Raw genomic sequence first — 19,604 nt, 5'->3', positions numbered from 1 at the left:
ACTCAGCAGCGGCGAGCCCACCAGGAAGAGGTCGCCCTACTGCGGAAGGCCCTTGAGGTTGCGGGGTACCAGCCCGGCTGATCGCGGCTCGCGATCAGGACGGGATTACGTTCGGGGAGAATCTGGTCGCGCTCCGGCTGCGGAGACGAGAGGATGCGGCCATGGCTGACGATCTCTTGCTCGTTCGCGCCAGGGAACTGTGGGTGGAGCTGGCGGGCACACCGGTCGCATTCCGTTCCTCAGGAGGGGCGAAGGTTGTGGTCGCGCCCGGGTCACGGTTGTCTCCGTCGTCGTGGATTGGGATCGTACGGATCGGTGACGCTGCCATCGTCACTGTGCCGAGCGTGCGGGTTGCCGGGATCTTGGACGACGCCGCGCGGAAAATGACCCACAAAGAGATCGTCGAAATCGCTCGTCTGCGTGCGGTGCTGCCTGTTCTCGATGTCCTCGGGCCAGCTTCGCCCTTCTATCTCGGCCGGGACGGCTTTCTTCCTGTGCATGAAGGTGCCGGGGTCGAACAGTTGCCGATCGGTGACGGCGGCCTGTCCGCGCTGCTGGCCCGGACCGGGGAAGAAGACGCTCGCGAGAGCGATCTGGAGGACATCTCTTCTCCTGCGTTCTGTCTTCGCCGAGGCGATGAGGTAGTAGCTGCCGCCGGATACCAGTCCTGGCCGCGATCGGTGGCCCACCTGAGTGTGCTGGTTGCCCCGCCTAAAAAAGTGATGGGTTCGCCTCGCTTGATCAGTGTGCGGATCGCCTTCTCCGCCGCCTCCGTCTTGGCCTGAGACTTCGCCTTCGCGGCGGCGGCCAGTGTCCGGGTGTGCTTGGTGCGGGCGTCGGTCATGGCCGGGGACTCCTCGCGGGAGAAGAGCCGGTCCCAGTGCCGGAGTGAGCCGCTCAGATGCCCCCGAGTCGGCGGCATGCCGCCTCAATCAGGGCGCATCGGCGCCGCCCGCGCCAACTACCGCTCGCGGCCCTGCGTGGGGCATCCGTCCTCCCTTGTCGGCATTGGGGCGCGGCGTGGTCTTGGTGTCAGGCCGACGGATGATGTCGTTGTCGCCCGCCTGCCGAGGGACGTAGGAGAATCCCTCTTCGGTGTCCGGGTCGTAGTGAACCACCGAACCGTTCTTCTTCAGCATGTCCAGCCAGGAGACGAGCCGGGACTCATCCCTCCCGGTCGGCTCCTTGCCGGCGCGCCGTCGACCCTCGGCTCGGAGCATCGCCAGCGGGTAGGCCCAGCGGTGTTCCTCCTTCACGAACCAGGGGATGAGGTCATCGTCCCGCACGATTCGCCGATCGAGACCCCGCCGACGCCGGAAATTGCCCCACATCGACACGACAGTCTCAATGTTGTACTTGCGCTGGTATTCCTCGATCATCCACTGATACGTGCGCCCTTCCTCGAACCAGCGGATCACCTCCGACTCGTCCTGGATCTTGCGCCTTCCCATGAACCCGCCCTTCTCAATCCTGATCATGTGACACTTGCACACTACAGGGCCCACGGAGGCACCCGACGGCCCTCAAGACCCGTGAGGAGCAGCCCGCGGACGGCACCAAGGCCGGGCTCGCAGTGCTCCAAAAAGGGCGCACGACCTTCCAGGTCCCAGATCGGCACCTGGTGCGGAAGATGGGCGGCGTGCTGGGCCGCGGCGTCGTCAAGCAGCTGCCCGACAGCACCGAACACCGCACCGGCATCCGGCGCGCCAACCAGAAAGCACACCGCGACCAACTCCACCCCGACCAGCTGCGCGCACTCGCCAAGGCCGGCATCGACTGGGCGCAGTAGTGCCGGCCAAGAGTGCGAGGTTGGAAACGGCTTGCGCGGAGGCACAACACCAACACCCGACCGACAAACACGCTGAGCTGCAGACCATCCACGCAGGCGCGGGGTCGACACTTTCTGAGCTGCGGCTGTTTCGGCCCAGGTGGCCGTTCGCGTTCAGTTGCTTCGGGGCGTAGAGGACCAGCCCGTACAACCCGACGGCCGCACTATGCGCCCCGGACCCGAGCGGACCAGGGCTGTCGTTCGGTTTTCAGGCTTCGGTGTACGCCACGATCGTCATGGTCCAGGTCCGCAGGGCGGTTACGTAGTAGATGACGCGTACCCGGTCGATCTCGTCCGCGTAGTCGTGCAGCAGGGTTCCGGGCACCCCGGTGCCCAGTTCGGGGTTGACGTCGATGGCGACGATCGTGCGGTCCAGACGGGCGTCTCCTTCGCGGCCAGCTTCGTGAGCTGAGTGAGGGCGGGTTCGACCATGACGACACGCGAGCGGCGCGCGGAAGGGTCAAGCGACAGGGGACTGCCCCCTCGGCGAGGCGGGCGAGGCGAGCGAAGTGGGCGTCGCGGGCGGTCTCCCACAGGGCGCCGGCCGCCGGGGCGGGGTAGCCCTGGGCGGCGACGTCCTCCAGCACGGAGGCGAGGACATCGACCTTCGCCCGCTGCTCGGCCGCGTACGCGAGGACGGACGCGGCAGCATGCTCGTCGAGGGGCAGGCGTTCGGGCATGGGCGCGGTGGCCGGCTGCTGACTCATCCGGGACTCCTGCACTGTCATCTGGCGTGGTGTCACCACGGTCTCCCCCAGCCCGCGAACCGGAATCCGCTCCGGCGAAACCCGAAAGGCCATCAGGGCCGATGTTGCGGGGCGTGCCGTCACCGGTCCTGCGCGGTGAGGAGCAGGAGGGGCGCCTGCACGGCCCGCTTGCCCGTGTCCGTTTCCGGGGCCGGAACGTGATCCGCCGCAGATCCGGTCGGCGGGGCGTCCTGCGCCCGTCGTGGCGGAGCGGCACCTGGCAGCGGTTCCAGGCCCGTGAAACCCAGCACCGTGTCCGGGGCCTTCACCAGCCGACCTTCCGCCCACCGCCCACCGCCCGGCAACGCCGGGATCGGTGAGGACCGCGTGGAGGATCCGCTCGACCTCGTGCAGCACCGGCTCGCTCACCGGCCGCCCGGCCTCGGCGGCCAGAGTACGCGCCGTACGCGCGAGGTCGCCGATCACCACGTGCTGATCATGCGACAGCTTCCGCAACCGTCCCGCATCCAGCGACCGGTGCGCGGCCCGTAGCGCCTCGCCACGCTGGATGAGGCCGTGCGCCTCCTCCGGCCGGCGGCGGGCGAACAGGCTGGCCGTCCACGCCGCGACCGCCGGCTTCCGCAACGCCGCGACCGCCGCGACCGCCGCGGCGAGCTGCCTGTCCCCGGCCTTGCGGGCCCTGGCCACATACGCGTCCCGGGCCGCGGTGAACTCCGACAGCCGCAGCCCGTGCAACTCCACCGCCACCGACTCCACATCCATGCCCGGAGGTCTCCCGCCCACTCCCCCGACCGCCCGGCACCTCCCAGGACACCGCGCGTCGACCAGCAGCACAAAACCAGCGTGACCGGCGGCAGCTCAGGCGTGGCGACGACTGGTGCGGCAGGTGGCGACACGTCCGGTGGCCCACAGGCACCTGGGGTGCGCCGGTTTGGTCGTGGAGAGCGCCGGGCGCCCCCGGTATCCGGTGATCTCGGATCGACCTTGGACTTCGGCAGCACCCCGACCCCCTCGTCGTGCAGAGAGCGGACGGTGGCCCGGCATCGAGGAAATGTTGCCGAGAACTGACAGCACTTGCTTGCCGTCAGACTCCCTACCGCACTTGTCCGCGTTCCTGCCGTCGCAGACGCCACGTGTGCGGCGGGCGGATACGGCGGTCGGCGAAGCCTCTTCCCCGGCGCGGCCGGGGGCCTGCCGGGCAGCCCCGGCCCCTGGGAGGATGCTCGCCATGGAAGTAGCACTCACGCGACAGGAAGCCTCGGACGCGGTCGGCGACCGGGGATGGCGCCTTCTGCTGGGCACCTTGCGGACATCCGTTTCGGTCGGGTCGCTAGCGGCGGCAACGGAGGTGGCGACAACTGCCGTCACGGCATGCGGTGACGATGCCGACCGGCACCTTCACATCGACCTCCGGCCCCGAAAGGTCGTCCTCACCCTGCAATCGTCGGACCACGCCGCGGTGACCAACGACGACATCGAGCTCGCGCACCGGATCTCCGCTGCCGTCCATGAGAAGGGACTCAGGACGGAACCCGACATCGGCACAGGGGCGCCGCGGTCGGTACAGCTCCTGGAGATCGCGATCGACGCACTCGACATCGCCGCGATCCGGCCGTTCTGGCGGGCGGTCCTGGGCTACACGGGTGAGGCGGGAGCCGACGGGCCCAACGATCCGCTCGTCGATCCCCTCGGACAGGGCCCCGCGGTCTGGTTCCAGCAGATGGAACTCGCGCGTCCGCAGCGCAACCGCATCCACATCGACGTCAGCACCCCGCACGACGAGGCGCCCCGACGGATCGAGGCCGCGCTGGCGGCCGGTGGCCAACTCGTCTCCGCGGCCCATGCCCCAGCCTTCTGGGTACTCTCCGATCCCGAAGGCAACGAGGCCTGCGTGTCCACCTGGCAGGGCAGGGACGGCTGACCCGCACCACCCCGCCCGACGGGCACCCCAAGGGAGTCAGAAATCGGTTTTGAGGGGAGGGGACTGTCAGCGCCCGACGCGGACCGGGCTTGGCGCCAGGCTGTCTGCCTGGGTCATGCCCCCAGAGCCTCCGTCACCGGCAGGCACTCGGCGAGCAGGTCGACGACGTCGCGCCAGGCTCGCTGTGCGTGCCGTGGGTGGTAGCCGACGCCGGGGACCGTGGGGTGGTCGACCGGTGGGTGGTGGAAGGCGTGCAGGGCGCCGCCGTAGACCGTGAGGCGCCAGTCGATGCCCGCGGCCTGCATCTCGGCGGTGAACGCGTTCCGTTGCGCGGGCGGCATGATCGGGTCTTCCGACCCGACCCCGGCCCACACCGGGCAGCGAATGCGCGCCGCCTCGCCCGGTCGGCCCGTGGTCAGTGCGTTGACTGTCCCGATCGCGCGCAGGTTGACGCCGCCGCGCCCGAGTTCCAGCCCGATGGCGCCCCCGGTGCCGTAGCCGACGGCGGCGATCCGGTCGGGGTCGGTCCGCGGTTCGGTGCGCAGCACGTCGAGCGCCGCATGGCCGATGCCCCGCATCCGGTCGGGATCAGCGAGCAACGGCAGGCAACGGGCCAGCATCTCCTCGGGGTCACCCAAATAGCGCCCGCCATGAAGGTCGAAGGCCAGCGCTACATATCCCAGCTCGGCGAGAGCGTCGGCCCGGCGGCGCTCGACGTCACTGAGCCCCATGCCCTCTGGTCCGAGCAGCACCGCGGGCCGGCGGTCGACACCGGCCGGGAGCGCGAGGTGCCCGGTCATCGTCAAACCGTCGGCCGGGTACTCGACCGTGCGCGTCGTGATCGTCGTCATGAGACTGGACTGTAGTGATCGTCGAGCCCGGTCCGGCTGGTGTTCTGCCGCCGGCAGAACAGCGCGGGTATCCCTCTGAAATACGGCGAGGGCTCACGAGAACCGTCACAAGCCCATCGACGGGTTCGACCCCGGCGTGGACTTCTGCCAGCAGGTCCAGAGGTTCGACCCCGATCGGGAGATACATAAAGGATTCATATAAAGCTGCTATGCTTCTGCCATGAGTCGCCGAGACGCCGCGCACGGCGCTTCCGATGCCATCGGGTCAGCCCTCTACGGTCTGGCCACCAGGGCCGTGAGACGCCTTCCCCGCGACATGAGCCTGACGTCCGCCGCCACCTTGGCCACCCTGGACAAGACCGGCCCGCGACGGATCACCGATCTGGCGGTGGCCGAGGGCGTCACCCAGCCCGCGATGACCGTCCTGGTCCGGGTGATGGAGGAATCCGGGCTGGTCGAGCGGAAGGGCGATCCGTCCGACAAGCGGGTCACGCTGGTGTGCCTGACCGAGGCCGGCGCGTCGTACGTCCGGACGCGACGCCAGGCGGGCGTCGACGCGTACGCGCGGTTGATCGACGAACTCACCGGTGACGAGGTCGAGGCCTTGGCAGCAGCCCTTCCGGCTCTGCTGCATCTGGCGGAGCTCGAAAGCCACGCCCGAGAGGAGTCGGACCGGTGACCGCGGCGCAGGCTCATGACCAGCCCATGAGCGCTGCCCTGATACGTTCCGAGGCACGTCTGCTGGTCCCCGCCCTGATGTTCATCGCCCTGGTCGTGGCGGCGGTCGCCAGCCTCGGGACGCCGCTCATCACCAGCGTGGCGACCACGTTCCACGTCTCCCTCGACAGCGCGCAGTGGACGCTGACCATCGCCCTGCTCAGCGGCGCCGTCGCCACACCCGTCCTCGGCCGGCTCGGAACCGGTCCGCACCGGCGGGCCACGATTCTCGGCACGCTGGCGGTCGTCGTCGTCGGCAGCGCGCTCACCGTGCTGCCGCTGCCGTTCGCCTGGCTGCTCGTGGGCAGAGCGGCCCAAGGCGTCGGACTCGGTCTCACGGCGCTGATGATGGGCGTGGCCCGCGACCATCTTCCCGAGGAGCGCGGCGCGGCCACGATCGCCCTGATCTCAGTGGTCTCCATCATCGGAGCCGGCATCGGCTACCCGCTGGCCGCGCTGCTCGCCGAGTTCGGCGGCCTGCGGGCCGCCTACGGCCTCGGCCTGCTCGTCACCGCCGTCGCCTTCGTGACCGCCTGGCGCTCCATGCCCGCAGCTCCCGAAGGCCGCTCCGCTCACGTGAACGTGGCCGGTGCGCTCGTCCTGGCGGGTGGGCTGCTCCTCGTCCTCTTCCTGGCCGGCGAGAGGAGCCTGTGGAGCCGACACCTCGCCGTGGCGGTGACCCTTGCCGTCTCCGCCGTACTCCTGCTCTGCCTCTGGACCGTTTCCGAACTGCGAACCAAGACGCCCCTGGTCGACGTCAGGGCGGTACGGCACCCGGCGGTCGCCGGGGCGAACATCGCCATGTTCGTCGGCGGGAGCGGCATGTACCTCCTGCTCACGCTCATCACCCGCTACGCGCAGACGCCGCACAGCGCCGGCTACGGCTTCGGACTGACCACCTTCGTGGCGGGGCTGGTCCTCATCCCGTTCTCCGTGCTGGGGTTCGTCGCCGGCAAGCTCACGCCGCGGGTCCGCGAACGGATCGACGGCCCCCTGCTCCTGGCCGGCAGCGCCGCCATCGTCGGCGGCGGGTTCGTCCTGTTCGCCACCGCCCGGTCCAACCTGGCCGAACTGCTCGCGGCCATGGGCGTGCTGGGCTTCGGCGTCGGCAGCTTCTCGGCCGCCATGCCCGGCGTCATCCTGGCCGTCACCCCCGAGAGCGAGACGTCGAGCGCCATGAGCCTCAACTACGTCGTCCGCAGCGTCGGGTACTCCCTGGGCAGCGCCATCGGCGGTCTGGTCCTGGCCGCCGGCACCGCCACGGGCCGCCTCTTCCCGAACGACGACGCCTACACGACCGCGGCGCTGGTCGGCGTCGCCGCGATGGCGATCACGACGATGGCCAGCCTCACCCTCGCCCGCCGACGCTCGCTTGAGATCAATCCGATCACAGCCCCAGTCGGTGTGCCGGGCCCGGGCAGGTCGAGTCGAACCGGAAGCTGAGGATCGAAGCCGTCCGACTTCGACGCCGGGTCCGTCGGCTCGCTGACCCACAGCGCGCCCCATGGATCTGAGCATGACATGTTTCTGAGCATCAATTCCGAACACAGGAGGTACCGTGGCCAAGGGCTACTGGGTCAGCGTCTACCGCACCATCGCAGACCCTGAGAGGCTTGCCGCCTACGACAAGCTGGCCAGTCCAGCCGTCAGGGCCGCGGGCGGGCGGCTGCTCTCCCGCGGCAGCCGGGTCGTCGCACACGACGCCGGAATCGCCGAGCGCACCGTCCTGGTCGAGTTCGACAGCTTCGAACAGGCGGTCGCCGCACGCGCGAGTGCGGCCTACCAGGAGGCGCTGGCCGCACTTGCCGACGGCGTCGAGCGCGACTTCCGCATCATCGAAGGCCTCGACTGACGATCGAGGCTGCGTAGGCGACGAACAACGACACCGAGCCGGATGGGTGACGGCCGACGGGCGCTCAGGGCTTCGAGATCATCCCGTTGCCCCTCTGACGCGTATCTCGGTCACACCCCGAGTGGGGGCCGGCGTAGTCGGAGGTCTGCTCGTGGGAGACGGCCCGGTCGAAGATGCGCCGGCCCTCGGCGAGCGGGCGGGGCCGGAGCTGGACTTCTCGGTCCGGACCAGGCCGCGCGCCGTCTGGGCGTACGCCGGACCGACGTGCGCCTGGGTATGAGGCGCCCGGTGCGGACGAGCAAGGGTGACTTTCCCTCTCTACGCCGGGCGCGACGTCGCCCTTCTGCCGCCGATGCGGCCGGAGGTCGACTGGCCGGTACTGCGGGCTCTGGGTCGGGGGTGCCGGTCGGTGCCGGCCCGATGGGAGCCAGCGGGGGACGCCGGGATGCCTCTGCCGTTCGTCGGCCGCTCGACGGGGGTGGTCCGGGGCGCGGGGTCGGCCTGGCGACATCAGCGCCAGTTACCGTCGCCACCGGACCATCCCCGCCGCGCGAGGTCGACGCGTCCGGCGCGGCAAGCGCGCGCTTCAAATCCGGGGTATCCCGCAGGCGCGGGGTCGATACTGTCTGAGCTGGGACTTTATCGGCCGAGGTAGCTGTTTTCGTTTAGTTCGTGTTGGGGGCGGGCCGAGAGGAGCAGCCCGTCCAAGTCGACGGGCTGCCACCGACGCTCACTGACCCGAGCTCACCGGCGACCGCATGGGGCGTCTTGAGGTACTGCGTCAGGAAGCCTCCGCCAGCAGCCGCCCGCCCCTTCCTCCATGCGTTCTCCTGCCGCATACCGACCAGCCGATCCGCCAAGTCATGGTCGTCCTTCGCACCGGGTGAACTCGGCCGGGCCCGTCGGGTGCAGCCAGGACATCGCGGAACGGCCGATCGGCGGCCGGCCACACCGCCGAGAAGGGTTGAGCGTGGTGGACAGGGGCGTTGGGGGCGGCCAGGCCGGCGGCGCCGCGGGCACTGGTGGCGGCCCGGCACTGCAACGCCTCGAACGACAATCGCTCTGCTCCGGTGTCACGGACGACTAGTTCGCCGTCAAGGACCAGGCCGTGCGGCAACTGCGACTCGGCGGCTGCCACCAGGTCCGGCCACCGGTCCTGGACCAGCGCCCCGCCGCGGGTCTGCACCAGCACCGTGCCGCCGGGCCCGGCCGCGGTGAACAGCAGCGCCCAGTGCCCGCCCAGCTGCTGCGGTGCACTGTTGGACAGTCCGCGTCTGCGGCCCTCGCGGCTACGCGCCCCTGGCACCCCGTGCCGCCGCCGGATCGAGGGAGTCGATGTCCTCCATGAAGCCCAGCATCCGGGCGTTGACCAGGTCGGGGTGGTCGATCTGCGGCCCGTGGCCGGTCGCGGCGACGATCTCGGCGCGGGCGCCGGGAATCAGGCGCGGTACCCGTTCCAGCTGCCGCTTGGGGTGTACGAGCAGACTGCGCTTGCCCATGATCAGGTAGAACGGCGTCCGGATGGAGCCCAGTTCTGCGTCCGACAGCGGCAGCGGGGCGGGGCGGCGGATCCGGAAGGCCTTCACGCTGGCCTGGATCATCGCGCGGAGCTCGGGGACGACGATCACCGGCTGCTCCAGCCACTTGGCGAGGCGGGGGCGCCACGCCTTGGGGGCGTAGGTGGCGAAGAGGCTGGCGAAGATCCATACGAAGAAGCGCAGGCCGACCTTCTCCAGGCCGCCCGGGTCGAGGGCCGTGACCGAGGTAAGGCGTTCGGGCCGAAGGTGGGCCTGGTTGATGACCAGCCAGCCGCCGTACGAGGAACCGACCAGGTGGACCTTGTCGAGGCCCAGCGCGTCGAGGGCCTCGTCCATCCACTGAGCCGCGCGCTCGGGCTGCCACATGGGCTCGCGCTGGATGCTGCGGCCGGGGTCGCCGGGAGTGTCGAGGGCGTAGACGGGACGCTCGGCGCTGAGGGCAAGGGTGTTGGGGTACCACTGGGCGGAGCAGCCTCCCGAACCGTGTATCAGGACCACGGGCGTGCGTGACTCGGCTGCCGGATCGGCGGGGCCGTACCGGTAGACGTGGGTGGTGCCGAAGCTCGTCTCGACCTCCGTCTCGGAGCGAGCGGGCGCGCCCTTCGCGTAAAGGGCGTCGCAGGTGGCGAAGTACCGGTCGCGCAGCTCGTCATTCACGTAGTGACCGATGTCGCGGCGTACTCGGGTCGTGTTCTCGGGCACGGGGCACCTCCAGGAAGATCGATTCTTCGTGATACGAACGTACCATATTGTTGATACGCCGGTACCATGAAGCTGTTCGGACCGGGCCGGACTGTGAGCCCTGAACGAACCACCCCACCCACAGCCGGAGACAGCACTGATGCCGAAGCGCGTGGACCACGAGGAACGGCGCACGCAGATCGCCGAAGCGCTCATCCAAGTCGCGGGGCGGCGAGGGCTGCACGCCGTCGGCATGCGCGACGTGGCCGCCGAGGCCGGTGTATCCCTCCGGCTCGTGCAGTACTACTTCGAGACCAAGGAGAAGCTGCTCTTCTACGGGCTCCAGCACCTGACCGACCGCTTCACCGCCCGTGTGGGCGCCCGCCTGGCCGCCGTCGGCCCGGACCCGGGCCCGCGCGCGACGATCGAGGCGCTGCTGCTGGCATCCCTGCCGACCGACCCGGAGAGCCGGACCTTCCACCTCCTGTACAGCTCCTACTCGATCCTGTCCGCGACCGACGGAGCGCTCGCCGCCCAGCCGTTCATCGACAACCCCGACGCGGCCGAGAACGCCCTCACCGGCCTGATCGAAGGAGCCCAGGCGGCAGGCCTGGCCGATCCCGGCGCCGACGCACGCACCGAGGCCATCAGCCTGCTCGCCATGACCGCGACCATGGGCACCAGCATCCTCGTCGCCCAACGGACACCAGAGTCAGCCAACGCCGTACTCCGCCACCACCTCGACCGCATCTTCACCGCCAGCGGCCACACCGCCCCGGACGCAGGCCAACGGAAAGACGCCAATATCTGTCCGTAACTTCGGCTCGTACCAGTACCCCGTCCCATGCGGCTGTGCCGTCAGCGGGCGGGCGAGTGCGACATCGAGCGGAAGCTCCACGCTGCCGACTTCGTCACGATCGCCTCCCTCACCACGCCCTCCTTGGCCCGGACAGGGACCATGAGGAGGCAGCCGGCGGGCTGCGGCAGCATGGCCGTCGTGTTCACCCCCGCGCTGAGACGGCCCCCGGACTCTGCGGGCCGTCACCTCCGGGGGCGGCCTTGGGACGGGCGTGATCTCCGAACATCGACCGCTTGTGCCCAGACGGCTGGTCCTGACGCACCCGGTTGCGGTCGGGACCCTCCCTGCGACGGTCGACCGGTTTCGCGCACGGGCCAGGTCCACCTCACCGAGTGCCGCCGGAGATGCCGGGCCGGCAGGAGCGAAATCCGGGCGGAAAGCGGCCGGCACCGGCCGCCTGAAAGCGGTGCCTGCACCCCAGGCACCCCCGCAACCCGGGACCGGCGCGATCAGCACCCTACTGTCCCGCAACACCCCGCCCCTGCTACCGCTACTGCGCTTGTGCTCCAGTCACCGGAGCCTCACCTCCGGGCCGCAGGTCGGCCGACGCCCCGGCGTTCCGCTCGCCCGCCGGTCGCGCCGTGAAGGCAAGCCGGCGGTGAGCTCGGCGCAGCATCAGGCGTGCCATATACGGGTGGGCGAGGCCCGCCACCGCAAAGTACAGGCGTCCACGGGTGTTGTGGAGTCGTACGGCCGTTGCCAGGGTCACGGTGTCGTCCTCGATCACGATCGAGGAGCGGAAGTCCAGGTGGGATGCGTCCTTGCCGGTCATGAGCTCGCGGTCGGCGGTGCCGCGTACGGGGAACGGCAGCACGTGCCTCCAGTCCCGTGGGTCGCGGGACATCCCCGGCAGCATGGGCAGGCGCCAGGCGTCGGCGAAGTCCGGCCGAGGTACGTCCTCGTGCAGCAGCCGGGCGTGTGAAGGCACGGGAACGGCGCGCGGACGGGCCCAGAACAGCCAGTTGACCAGCAGTGCGCGCGGCCGTCGACGGGTCGGCGCGTGGGGCGGACGGCCGAGGGCGCCCCGTTCGATGTTGTCGAAGACCTCCTCGATCATCGTGTCGTGCACCGGCTGGATCGCCGTCTTCCACTGGAGAAACCGCCGTACCGGCATCGTCAGTTCGAGGATGTGGACGACCCGGCACCGTTCAGCGCCGAGCGGTTCGACGTCGAAACGGTGATACCCCTGCCCCATCGCCGCACCGGTGGTGTCGAAGCGTACGGAGCGGCCCGGCACGTACGCGGTGACGCGGTACCGGACCCGGCCGTGGCCGCCATCCGCGCCGACGCCAAGCGGATGGTCGAGGACCATCGCAGGCCAGACCGGGGTGGGGAAGATGGGGTCGTCGGGTGCAGACACCCGGTCGAGGAGCGCCCCGACGCAGTCGGCTGGTGCCGGGATGATCCGTTCGTGAACGTTGCGTACCGCGCGCATGCCGGACCTCCATACGGGAGCGTATGTTTCCACCATACGGTAGCGTATGGAGATGTGAGCGAATCATCCGGCCAGCAGGGGCGCCGCCTCGCCCGCAAGCGGCTCACCGCCGACGACTGGGCCGACGCCGCCCTTGCCGCGCTGGTCGAACGCGGCCTCGCCGCAGTGGCGGTGGAGCCGCTCGCGGCCGGACTCGGCACCACCAAAGGCAGCTTCTACTGGCACTTCGCCAACCGCGATGCCCTCGTCGCCGCCGCACTCGCGCGCTGGGAGGAGTCGTCCACCGAGCGGATCATCCGAGCGATGGAGGCGGTCGAGCCCGACCCCGCCGCCCGGCTCGACGCGCTCCTGCGCGGGGCAACCGCCGCCGCGGTCGACGACCCGCGGGACGTGCGGCTGCTGGCTGCCAGCGACCATCCCGAGGTTGCGGCCGCACTCGCCCGCGTCACCGAACGCAGGGTCGGCTACCTCGCCCACCTCTTCGAACTGCTCGGATTCCCTGCCCCCGAGGCGCGCCGCCGCGGCTTCTTCGCCTACACGAGCTACCTGGGCCACGCCCAGCTCGCCCATGCGGTGCCGGGCGCCGTGCCCACCGACCCCGCGTATCTGGCCGAGGTGTCGGCCGCACTGCTCAAGCGCTGATCAACCGCAGCGGTTCTCGCTCGACGCAGGCAAGGACGGCAGTCACCGCGCGGCGGTGCGATGCGCCCTTATCCGTGGCCGTCAGCTTGGACGAGTCGTGCCGGTGTGATCACGTCATGAGCCATCAGAGATCGCGGCATGCGGTCTTGCGGTTGTGTCAGATCGGCGCGGCCGACACACGCGCCACGCGACGCGGATGGCGACACCCTTGAAGACGGCCGGTCACCTACGCAGCCAACCCTTCTGGGGAGGATCGGCAGGCTCCCGTGGGTCGGCGGAGCGTTCATGCCGCACCAGGCGGGACTTCTCCATTAGGAGCTGTCCGGCCGATCACCGCGGGCCTCGCCCCATCTCGTCCCCGACCGCGGCTTGCGAACACCTGGCTCCGGTCAGCCCGTGGCGGCCGCCCCTTGGCCGAAGTCGGGAACATCGTCCACGGTCGCATCCAGGCGCAGCCGCTGGGAGCGGAGCGGGTGGCGGTAGACGCCGCCGTGGTCGATGGCCCGGTCGGCGCTGACCTCGGCGATAGTGCAGCCAACCGACCACCCCCGGTACCCGGCTAGGTAGCGGCCGTTCAGGGGCTTGACCAGGTTCCCCTCCACCCCGGACCACGTACGTCCAGGACTCCAGCCACTCGCGCGCCTTGGCCAGTCCGTCGTCTGCGGGCACAGCGTCCACGGCGCGGTCAGCGCGTGCTCGGAGAACAAGTTGTCCAGCAGGGTGCGGCATCGGCGTACGGGCGGGTGAGGAGCTCCTGGCCGTCGTACTGCAAGAGGTCGAAGGCGACGAAGTAGGCCGGCCACTTCACGGCGAGGGCCGGGGCGCCGCGGGCGCGGGTGGCGGCCCGGCGCTGCAACGCCTCGAAGGACAACCGCCTCGGTGTCCCAGACGACCAGCTCGCCGTCGAGGACCAGGCTGTGCGGTTAGCTGCGCCTCGGCGGCCGCCACCGGGTCCGGCCACCCGGTACTGCACCAGCACCGTGCCGCCCCGGCCGACCGCGGTGAACGGCAGCGCCCTGTAACCGTGCAGCTTCTGCTCGTACGCCCCCCCCGCCCGCACCGCGGCCGGGCCCGGCACGGCTTCCGCAGGCCTGCGCCCGCATCGGCTCCACCGGCGGCCTGAGCGTGACGAGGGCCTCTCTCACGGCTTGCCCGCCCCTCCTCCGGGGTCCGCCAGACCAGCCGGAGGCGACTGCGGGGCCGCACGCGATCAAGCACGCCGCGACTGTGACTGAGCGTCATGAATGGCCCCTCTGGTCAACTTCACGCTCAGACCACCCGGCCCGCAGTTCGGCGCCAGACTCCCCGGGCGGCCATGAGGCTGCTGCCGACCCCGTGGGTACGCCGCCGGCCCTCTCGTACGCGCTGCCGAAGGAGAGCCAGCAGCCACCGACAGGGTCGACAGCCAGGGCATAGGGCACCGAGCTCGTGATGCGACTCGCCCCGGGGACGCCTTCGAAAAGGCATGACCTGCCCGGAACAGCGACCCTGGGCGGCGATGGCCTGCTTCATCGCGCTGACGACCTGGTCCTGCCACACCTGAGGAAGCTTCTTGACGGTGGCCACCCACGCCCCGGCATCCCTGATCCGCTTTGCGGCCGCGTAGTGCCCAACGTGTTCGTCGCGGATCAGTCGGGCGAAACCGTCGCCAAGGTCGCGCTGCCCCTCATCGCTGAAGATGTACTCGCGCGGCCGCCTCCGCAGCATCGACCCCGAGTGCGACTCCGCGGCGTCAAGACCAAACGCACCCCGAACCACCGGGCGTGTCAACGCCGTTCCGCCTCGTGGAGATCGACGGCGAGTGGTTCGGCACGGCGAAGTCCATGACGGACGTGATCCTGCTCGCCGCGGCTGCCGACATCACGATCCACGACCTGGACGGCCCCGACGCGGTCCGCTGGATGGGCGGCGGGAAGTTCACCTGGAAGCTGCACTGGGACAGGGCTGCGCTCACCCACCCCCCTGGACGGGTGCGCGCAGGGCGACCTGGGTCGGCCGTCGTCCCGTCAGACCACGTTGAGCCAGAGTTCGTAGCGCCTTCCCGACTCGACCAGGCGGCAGTCCCACTCGGTGACCCGGGGGTCGTTCTCCCAGGCGGTCTGGCCGGCCCAGGCGCACGAAGACGCGCTGGGATACCGCTTGTGGGTGTTGCGCCAGCCGGGGAGCGTGGATGTGACGTCGGAGACGGATTCGGTGGCCGAGGGGGCCGCAGGCCGCGGCGCGGCAGCCGCGGTGGTGACGGTGCCGCCTGCGAGCAGGGCGGCACCCAGTAACGTGCCGATGACCTGGGTACGTATACGCATGGCTTCTCCTGTAGGTGGTCGGTATGCGGGGCGGCGGTGGAGCCATGGGCCGCCTTGCCGCCGCTGCCTTCCTCACAGATGCTGCGGGCTGCCCTGCTCGCCCCTCCAGTCGTTTCGGCCAGGGCCGAACCGTTGCACTGGCCAGTGCAGCTGCGGCTGCGGCTGCGGGGCCGAAAATCCCCGGTTCCACGTGTCACCCGCACGACGGGAGCATCGTGTGCCACACCGTCTGACCGTCACGGCCGGCTTCGCGACCGCCGCCGCCCTGGCCGCGCACAGCGCAGAAGGCAGCCCGATCGGGATGATCCACCCGCTACCCCGCGGGTCAAGTATCACGCTCCAGCAGGCGTGGCAGCAGACCTACGCCGAACTCGCGCAGGCCCCCGCCGGGGCCGGTACGACCGCGCTGCGGCGCCGGCTGATCGCCCTCTCCGGAACCCTGTGCACCCACCCTCACTTGGCGACCCCCGCCGCTTGGCGGACCGGCAGCGTCGAGCTGCGGCGCGCCACCCACACCTCCGTATCGGCAGATAGGGAGGGTGCAGCATGAGCGGGCAGACCACCACCAAGCCCCGCCCGCAGGTCGCCACCTGGGCAGCCGGCCAGACCGGCCCCTGCACCCGGTGCCACGCCTCCACGCGCCGCTACGGGGTGGGCGGGAGCCCCCTTGGCTTTGTTCGCGAGAACGGGTTCTGGCTCAATCTGTCGTGTCGCCACGCTGAGTTACAGCTGACGGTAGGGCGCTGCGAGTCTGCGTGTCAGAACGGCGGATCTTCGGTGCCGCCGCCTGTCCCGTTGTTTGCCGACCAGTAGTCAAAATCGGCCAGGCGCGCTTGCAATTCACGGGATGCAATGTCGTTCGCGTCTTCCAGATCACTGGTGTCGTGACCCCAGGTGTTGAGCGCATTCAGGGCACAGTCGCGGTGGTAGCGGTTGGTGCTGGTGGTCAGCAGGAAACGGGCGTGTTCGACCAGCTCGGCCCGGTGTGGAGTGAGCCTGGGGTCTTCTGTGAGGGGGATGGCTGCGACGAGGGCCTCGTCGCGCACCTTCGCATTGTCATGGCCGAGGAACGGCTGAACTGCGGAGTAGACAGCCGGGCGCAGCCTCCGAAAGGCGCGCGTGTCCGGGCATGCTTGGAGAAAACCTTCGCCGAAAAGGTACTCGGCGTCGTAGGCGGTGGCGCCGAGCCTGTTCAGTAGCGACGCGCGGGTGGGATGGCGTGATGGCACGTCAGCGTCGTGGCCGAGGTCGCCCACTTCGGTGGCCGGATGGTTGAGGATGGCTGCGAAGTACAAAGCCACCGGCACGGTGGCTTCGTAAATGGTGTTCTGGTGGTCCACCTCATCGCTCACGTCCTTGACGGCGGCTGCCCTGACGGCCGGGTTGGGGTCGAGGAGACGCGCCAGGGCGGTCGGCAGGGATTCGCCCGTCCCGTAGGGGGTGGCGAGCGATGCCCAGTCTGTACCCTCGAGAAGCTCCTGATAGTGGGGCAGCCTGTCGGGATGGAGGCACTTTGTCCAGCTGACGCGGTTGGTCACAGGCCGAGGTTATAGCGCCGCCACGAGAGCGTTGTGCGTGGTGTCATCTACCGAGCAGGACACGCTTCCGTAGGAGATTGAACCCGGCGCGGCCGAACATCTGGCGCCTGCGCGTCTTGATCCGATTGACGTGGCCTTCGACGACGCCGGAGTTCCAGCGGAGGTGAGACTTGCGATGACGGCGGCGCGGTCGCGGTCGATGCCGGCGGCGCGGGCGTGGAGGCTGGGCCGGTCGTCCTGGCGGACGGCGTCGAGCCATTCCGGGAGATGCTCGCCCTGGCGCTCGGTGAGCATGGCGGCGAAGGAGCGGACGTGCCGGGTCAGGGCGTCGAGCTCGGGGCAGTGGGCCAGGACGGTCTTGAGCTGAAGCTGTTCGGCCCCGGATAGCGCCGTGGGCCGCCGGAGGATCCAGCCGGCGACGGTGCGGGGCGACGGCGGCCGGGCGGTCACCGGCCGGGGCGAGGTCCGTTTCCGCCGCAGGTGGGCGCCGACGCGCTGATAGCCGCCCTTGTAGCCGAGCGGGACGATCTCCTCCCAGAGCTTCCAGGCGTTGGTGCAGCCCTCGTTCCAGCGGTCGTCGAGGTAGGGCTTGACTCGTCCAGGACAGACAGGCGGTCCTGCCACTGGCCCCGAAAGAGCTCCTCCGGGTTCGCAGCGTCAGCCAGGGCCTTGACCGTGCGCCAGGTCATGCCGAGCTGCCGCTGGACGGCGCGCCTGCTGGGCCCTGCGGCCAGCAGGGCGTGCACCTCGGCGTACCGGGCCCGGGTCCGGCCGGCGAACCGGAAGCCCGGCGGCCAGGGCTGGTCCACGTTCTCCTCCCGGCCTGCGGGCTCTACGATAACGGCGCGACTGGGCACCGGAGTTGCGGCGCGAGGTGAAGCCCAATCCCAGTCGTGCGGCTGCCGTGCGCACCGGGGCGGCCTCGGGGCGGTGCCGGGCGCGCGGCACTTCAAGAAGGCTGCCCTGTGCGCCGGCGCAACTGCCCGCATCGCACCGTACGCGTCAGGGATCGAGGAACTCGGACCGGCCGCAGGTAGGCGACGGGCCAACAGCGTGCGGCCCGCAGGGCGTCCGGACGAGCGGCTTCGCGATCCCCCGACGCCAGTAGCCCTTGGGCAGAGCCCCCAGACCTCCGGTGGGGAGAGAGAGTGTGACGGCCCTGAACAGCAGGATCACGGACAAGAATCGTTTGTCGACGGTGCGACCAGACTTGGCAAGGACGCTGGACGTCAAGAGGTCCGGTGTCACGGCAGACGCACTCACCGTCGGCTCCAACAGACGCGTCTGGTGGCGGTGTCCTGACTTCCCCGGCGCCCATGCCGAATGGCCTGCGGTCGTAAACAACCGCACAGGAGGGTTCCGTAAACGTTTTGGAACCGGCTGCCCGAGCTGCAAATTGGTCAGGACTTCCGCGCAGGAGCTACGGCTGAAGGCGGAGCTCAGCACCGTGCTGGCCCTCAACCTCGATCGCGATACGGTGCGTACCGACCGCGTCGAGCGGGTGGACATGGTCGCCGATGCGGACGGCATGCGGCTCGTGCTTGAGTTCGACGGCTCCTATTACCACGAATCTCAGGTATCGCAGCAGAAGGACGGCGCCAAGTCCGAGAGGCTGCGCGCCGCCGACTGGACCGTGGTCCGCATCCGGGAGGCTCCGCTCAGGCCCCTCAACCCGGTCCACGACGTCGTGGTCGGCTTCCTGGCGGATCCCGAGGTCGCAGCAGCCGACGTCTTGGATCACCTCGCCCGACTCGGCCTCATCGACTCCTTGTCTGCGCAGCGCTATCGGGCCCTCGGCACTCCGCAGGCTTCCGAGACGGCGCGCGGCTGGATCCTTGCTCAGCTTGGCGAGCAGGCACTGGAGATCGAGTACACCGCTCATCGCGACGCCTGGGACTCCATGTTCCAGGCACTGGCGGCCTACTCCGCGTACGAAGGCCACTGCTATCCCCAGGATGGCGTCACCGTCGACGGCCGAAGCCTGAGCAGGTGGACCCGAAAGCAACGCCGGCTGCAACGCGACGGCATGCTGCGCACGGAACGCGCAGAACGTCTGGCGACCATACCCACCTGGTCCGGTAAAACCGCCCACGAGGCCGGCTTCTGGTCCCGATACCACGCTTACCTCCTACGTGCGCAGTCCGCAGATCCAGCAGTCCGCGAACACGCAATGCCGGGGCGCGAAGCGACTGTCTGGGCGAACAACCTCCGCAGCCGACGCCAGGACCTACTCGCCCAGGAGGCCGATCTGCCGGAAGAGCAGCTCGCTGCCCTGGAGAAGGTCCCTGGATGGTCCTGGGACCCTTACGGGCAGAGCCATGGGGCGAAAGTCGCGGTCATGCGGCTGTTCGCTGACGAGACGGGCCGACCCGTCTCCTCCATCCAGCAGCGTGAGGAGTGGAACGGCCACCCCGTCGGGGTGTGGCTGAACTCCTGGCGCACCCGCCGCGACGCAATGGCAGCAGACCGGCAGGCCGAGCTGGAAGAGCTGCCCGGGTGGACCTGGAACCAACGTGGCGACCAGTGGGAAGCGATGCTCCGGCAGCTCGCCCGGTTCGGTGAGGACCACGGCCACGTACATCCCAGCCTCACGCGCGGCAGTGAGCAGGAGAAGGCACTCGCTCGGTGGAAGCGGAATCAGAAGCACCGGCTCAAGGGTCGTCAGGATGCCCCCTCGGAGGCACTGCGGGCTCTTCTCGCACAGCACGGAGAGGACCTGCCGTAGACGATCT

General features: G+C 69.9%; 20 protein-coding genes. 11 read left to right on the top strand and 9 right to left on the bottom strand.

Translation table 11 applies throughout. The annotated features are described in order from the left end of the window. The first annotated feature begins 161 nt into the window (after positions 1-161). The gene (locus JYK04_RS40425; RefSeq protein ID WP_189746360.1) at positions 162-785 is read left to right on the top strand and encodes a GNAT family N-acetyltransferase; all 624 of its coding nucleotides are present in this window, start codon (positions 162-164) and stop codon (positions 783-785) included. Between the two features lie 147 nt (positions 786-932). Here JYK04_RS40425 and JYK04_RS40420 read toward each other — a convergent pair whose 3' ends face one another. Continuing rightward, positions 933-1,478 (bottom strand): hypothetical protein, encoded by a 546-nt coding sequence (locus tag JYK04_RS40420; RefSeq protein ID WP_202185978.1) that lies wholly within the window; start codon positions 1,476-1,478, stop codon positions 933-935. 152 nt (positions 1,479-1,630) lie between these two features. On the opposite strand from JYK04_RS40420, the gene JYK04_RS40415 reads away from it, so the two are divergent. From JYK04_RS40415 to JYK04_RS40400, 3 genes are all read left to right on the top strand, one after another. Beyond that, positions 1,631-1,789, top strand: a complete 159-nt coding sequence (locus JYK04_RS40415) for a helicase (protein ID WP_189746358.1) — start codon at positions 1,631-1,633, stop codon at positions 1,787-1,789. Between the two features lie 1,022 nt (positions 1,790-2,811). Continuing rightward, positions 2,812-3,066, top strand: coding sequence for a hypothetical protein (locus JYK04_RS40405; RefSeq protein ID WP_189746357.1), 255 nt, complete (start codon positions 2,812-2,814; stop codon positions 3,064-3,066). 688 nt (positions 3,067-3,754) lie between these two features. After that, positions 3,755-4,456 (top strand): VOC family protein, encoded by a 702-nt coding sequence (locus JYK04_RS40400; protein ID WP_229876806.1) that lies wholly within the window; start codon positions 3,755-3,757, stop codon positions 4,454-4,456. A 113-nt stretch (positions 4,457-4,569) separates the two neighbouring features. Here the strand turns inward: JYK04_RS40400 and JYK04_RS40395 are convergent, their stop codons facing one another. Further along, positions 4,570-5,307, bottom strand: a complete 738-nt coding sequence (locus JYK04_RS40395; protein WP_189746355.1) for a dienelactone hydrolase family protein — start codon at positions 5,305-5,307, stop codon at positions 4,570-4,572. A gap of 220 nt (positions 5,308-5,527) precedes the next feature. Between JYK04_RS40395 and JYK04_RS40390 the strand changes: the two genes are divergently transcribed. The 3 genes from JYK04_RS40390 to JYK04_RS40380 all read left to right on the top strand — a co-directional run bounded on the left by JYK04_RS40390 (position 5,528) and on the right by JYK04_RS40380 (position 7,876). After that, complete coding sequence (locus JYK04_RS40390) at positions 5,528-5,986, top strand: MarR family winged helix-turn-helix transcriptional regulator (RefSeq protein WP_229876805.1); 459 nt, start codon at positions 5,528-5,530, stop codon at positions 5,984-5,986. A gap of 26 nt (positions 5,987-6,012) precedes the next feature. Continuing rightward, positions 6,013-7,467, top strand: a complete 1,455-nt coding sequence (locus JYK04_RS40385) for an MFS transporter (RefSeq protein ID WP_189746353.1) — start codon at positions 6,013-6,015, stop codon at positions 7,465-7,467. A 115-nt stretch (positions 7,468-7,582) separates the two neighbouring features. After that, the gene (locus tag JYK04_RS40380; RefSeq protein ID WP_189746351.1) at positions 7,583-7,876 is read left to right on the top strand and encodes a DUF1330 domain-containing protein; all 294 of its coding nucleotides are present in this window, start codon (positions 7,583-7,585) and stop codon (positions 7,874-7,876) included. A 1,289-nt stretch (positions 7,877-9,165) separates the two neighbouring features. On the opposite strand, the gene JYK04_RS40375 is transcribed toward JYK04_RS40380, so the two are convergent. After that, the gene (locus JYK04_RS40375) at positions 9,166-10,116 is read right to left on the bottom strand and encodes an alpha/beta fold hydrolase (RefSeq protein WP_189746349.1); all 951 of its coding nucleotides are present in this window, start codon (positions 10,114-10,116) and stop codon (positions 9,166-9,168) included. A 139-nt stretch (positions 10,117-10,255) separates the two neighbouring features. Between JYK04_RS40375 and JYK04_RS40370 the strand changes: the two genes are divergently transcribed. After that, positions 10,256-10,912, top strand: a complete 657-nt coding sequence (locus JYK04_RS40370) for a TetR/AcrR family transcriptional regulator (RefSeq protein ID WP_189746348.1) — start codon at positions 10,256-10,258, stop codon at positions 10,910-10,912. 532 nt (positions 10,913-11,444) lie between these two features. On the opposite strand, the gene JYK04_RS40365 is transcribed toward JYK04_RS40370, so the two are convergent. Next, on the bottom strand, positions 11,445-12,389 hold the full coding sequence (locus JYK04_RS40365; RefSeq protein WP_189746344.1) for a DUF2867 domain-containing protein: 945 nt from the start codon (positions 12,387-12,389) through the stop codon (positions 11,445-11,447). Positions 12,390-12,443: 54 nt separating this feature from the next. Here JYK04_RS40365 and JYK04_RS40360 point away from each other — a divergent pair, with 54 nt between their 5' ends. Further along, positions 12,444-13,031 carry a TetR/AcrR family transcriptional regulator gene (locus tag JYK04_RS40360; protein ID WP_189746341.1) on the top strand — a complete coding sequence of 196 codons (588 nt, stop codon included), beginning with the start codon at positions 12,444-12,446 and terminating at the stop codon, positions 13,029-13,031. Between the two features lie 389 nt (positions 13,032-13,420). Here the strand turns inward: JYK04_RS40360 and JYK04_RS41745 are convergent, their stop codons facing one another. The 3 genes from JYK04_RS41745 to JYK04_RS40350 all read right to left on the bottom strand — a co-directional run bounded on the left by JYK04_RS41745 (position 13,421) and on the right by JYK04_RS40350 (position 15,334). After that, positions 13,421-13,633, bottom strand: a complete 213-nt coding sequence (locus JYK04_RS41745) for a hypothetical protein (RefSeq protein ID WP_229876804.1) — start codon at positions 13,631-13,633, stop codon at positions 13,421-13,423. An 83-nt stretch (positions 13,634-13,716) separates the two neighbouring features. Beyond that, positions 13,717-14,109, bottom strand: a complete 393-nt coding sequence (locus tag JYK04_RS41740; RefSeq protein WP_229876803.1) for a DNA ligase-like domain-containing protein — start codon at positions 14,107-14,109, stop codon at positions 13,717-13,719. A gap of 928 nt (positions 14,110-15,037) precedes the next feature. Then, complete coding sequence (locus JYK04_RS40350; RefSeq protein ID WP_189746339.1) at positions 15,038-15,334, bottom strand: hypothetical protein; 297 nt, start codon at positions 15,332-15,334, stop codon at positions 15,038-15,040. Positions 15,335-15,551: 217 nt separating this feature from the next. Here JYK04_RS40350 and JYK04_RS40345 point away from each other — a divergent pair, with 217 nt between their 5' ends. Beyond that, on the top strand, positions 15,552-15,884 hold the full coding sequence (locus JYK04_RS40345) for a hypothetical protein (RefSeq protein WP_189746338.1): 333 nt from the start codon (positions 15,552-15,554) through the stop codon (positions 15,882-15,884). A gap of 208 nt (positions 15,885-16,092) precedes the next feature. Here the strand turns inward: JYK04_RS40345 and JYK04_RS40340 are convergent, their stop codons facing one another. Both JYK04_RS40340 and JYK04_RS40335 read right to left on the bottom strand, forming a co-directional pair. Beyond that, positions 16,093-16,872, bottom strand: coding sequence for a hypothetical protein (locus JYK04_RS40340; RefSeq protein ID WP_229876802.1), 780 nt, complete (start codon positions 16,870-16,872; stop codon positions 16,093-16,095). Positions 16,873-16,881: 9 nt separating this feature from the next. Then, positions 16,882-17,496 carry a hypothetical protein gene (locus JYK04_RS40335; protein WP_189746336.1) on the bottom strand — a complete coding sequence of 205 codons (615 nt, stop codon included), beginning with the start codon at positions 17,494-17,496 and terminating at the stop codon, positions 16,882-16,884. Between the two features lie 526 nt (positions 17,497-18,022). On the opposite strand from JYK04_RS40335, the gene JYK04_RS40330 reads away from it, so the two are divergent. After that, the gene (locus JYK04_RS40330) at positions 18,023-19,597 is read left to right on the top strand and encodes a Helicase associated domain protein (protein WP_189746334.1); all 1,575 of its coding nucleotides are present in this window, start codon (positions 18,023-18,025) and stop codon (positions 19,595-19,597) included. Positions 19,598-19,604: the final 7 nt, after the last annotated feature.

This window comes from Streptomyces nojiriensis (assembly GCF_017639205.1).
Lineage (GTDB): Bacteria > Actinomycetota > Actinomycetes > Streptomycetales > Streptomycetaceae > Streptomyces > Streptomyces nojiriensis.
Note: the sequence above shows the minus strand (reverse complement) of the source record. Positions and strands in the feature narration are given on the sequence as shown.

Bases quoted from the DNA above. Each gene is read 5' to 3' on its own strand.
- JYK04_RS40385 (WP_189746353.1), top strand. From the start codon at position 6,013: ATGAGCGCTGCCCTGATACGTTCCGAGGCACGTCTGCTGGTCCCCGCC.
- JYK04_RS40425 (WP_189746360.1), top strand. From the start codon at position 162: ATGGCTGACGATCTCTTGCTCGTTCGCGCCAGGGAACTGTGGGTGGAG.
- JYK04_RS40370 (WP_189746348.1), top strand. From the start codon at position 10,256: ATGCCGAAGCGCGTGGACCACGAGGAACGGCGCACGCAGATCGCCGAA.
- JYK04_RS40415 (WP_189746358.1), top strand. From the start codon at position 1,631: ATGGGCGGCGTGCTGGGCCGCGGCGTCGTCAAGCAGCTGCCCGACAGC.
- JYK04_RS40400 (WP_229876806.1), top strand. From the start codon at position 3,755: ATGCTCGCCATGGAAGTAGCACTCACGCGACAGGAAGCCTCGGACGCG.
- JYK04_RS40365 (WP_189746344.1), bottom strand. From the start codon at position 12,389: ATGCGCGCGGTACGCAACGTTCACGAACGGATCATCCCGGCACCAGCC.
- JYK04_RS40395 (WP_189746355.1), bottom strand. From the start codon at position 5,307: ATGACGACGATCACGACGCGCACGGTCGAGTACCCGGCCGACGGTTTG.
- JYK04_RS40350 (WP_189746339.1), bottom strand. From the start codon at position 15,334: ATGCGTATACGTACCCAGGTCATCGGCACGTTACTGGGTGCCGCCCTG.
- JYK04_RS40420 (WP_202185978.1), bottom strand. From the start codon at position 1,478: ATGATCAGGATTGAGAAGGGCGGGTTCATGGGAAGGCGCAAGATCCAG.
- JYK04_RS40390 (WP_229876805.1), top strand. From the start codon at position 5,528: ATGAGTCGCCGAGACGCCGCGCACGGCGCTTCCGATGCCATCGGGTCA.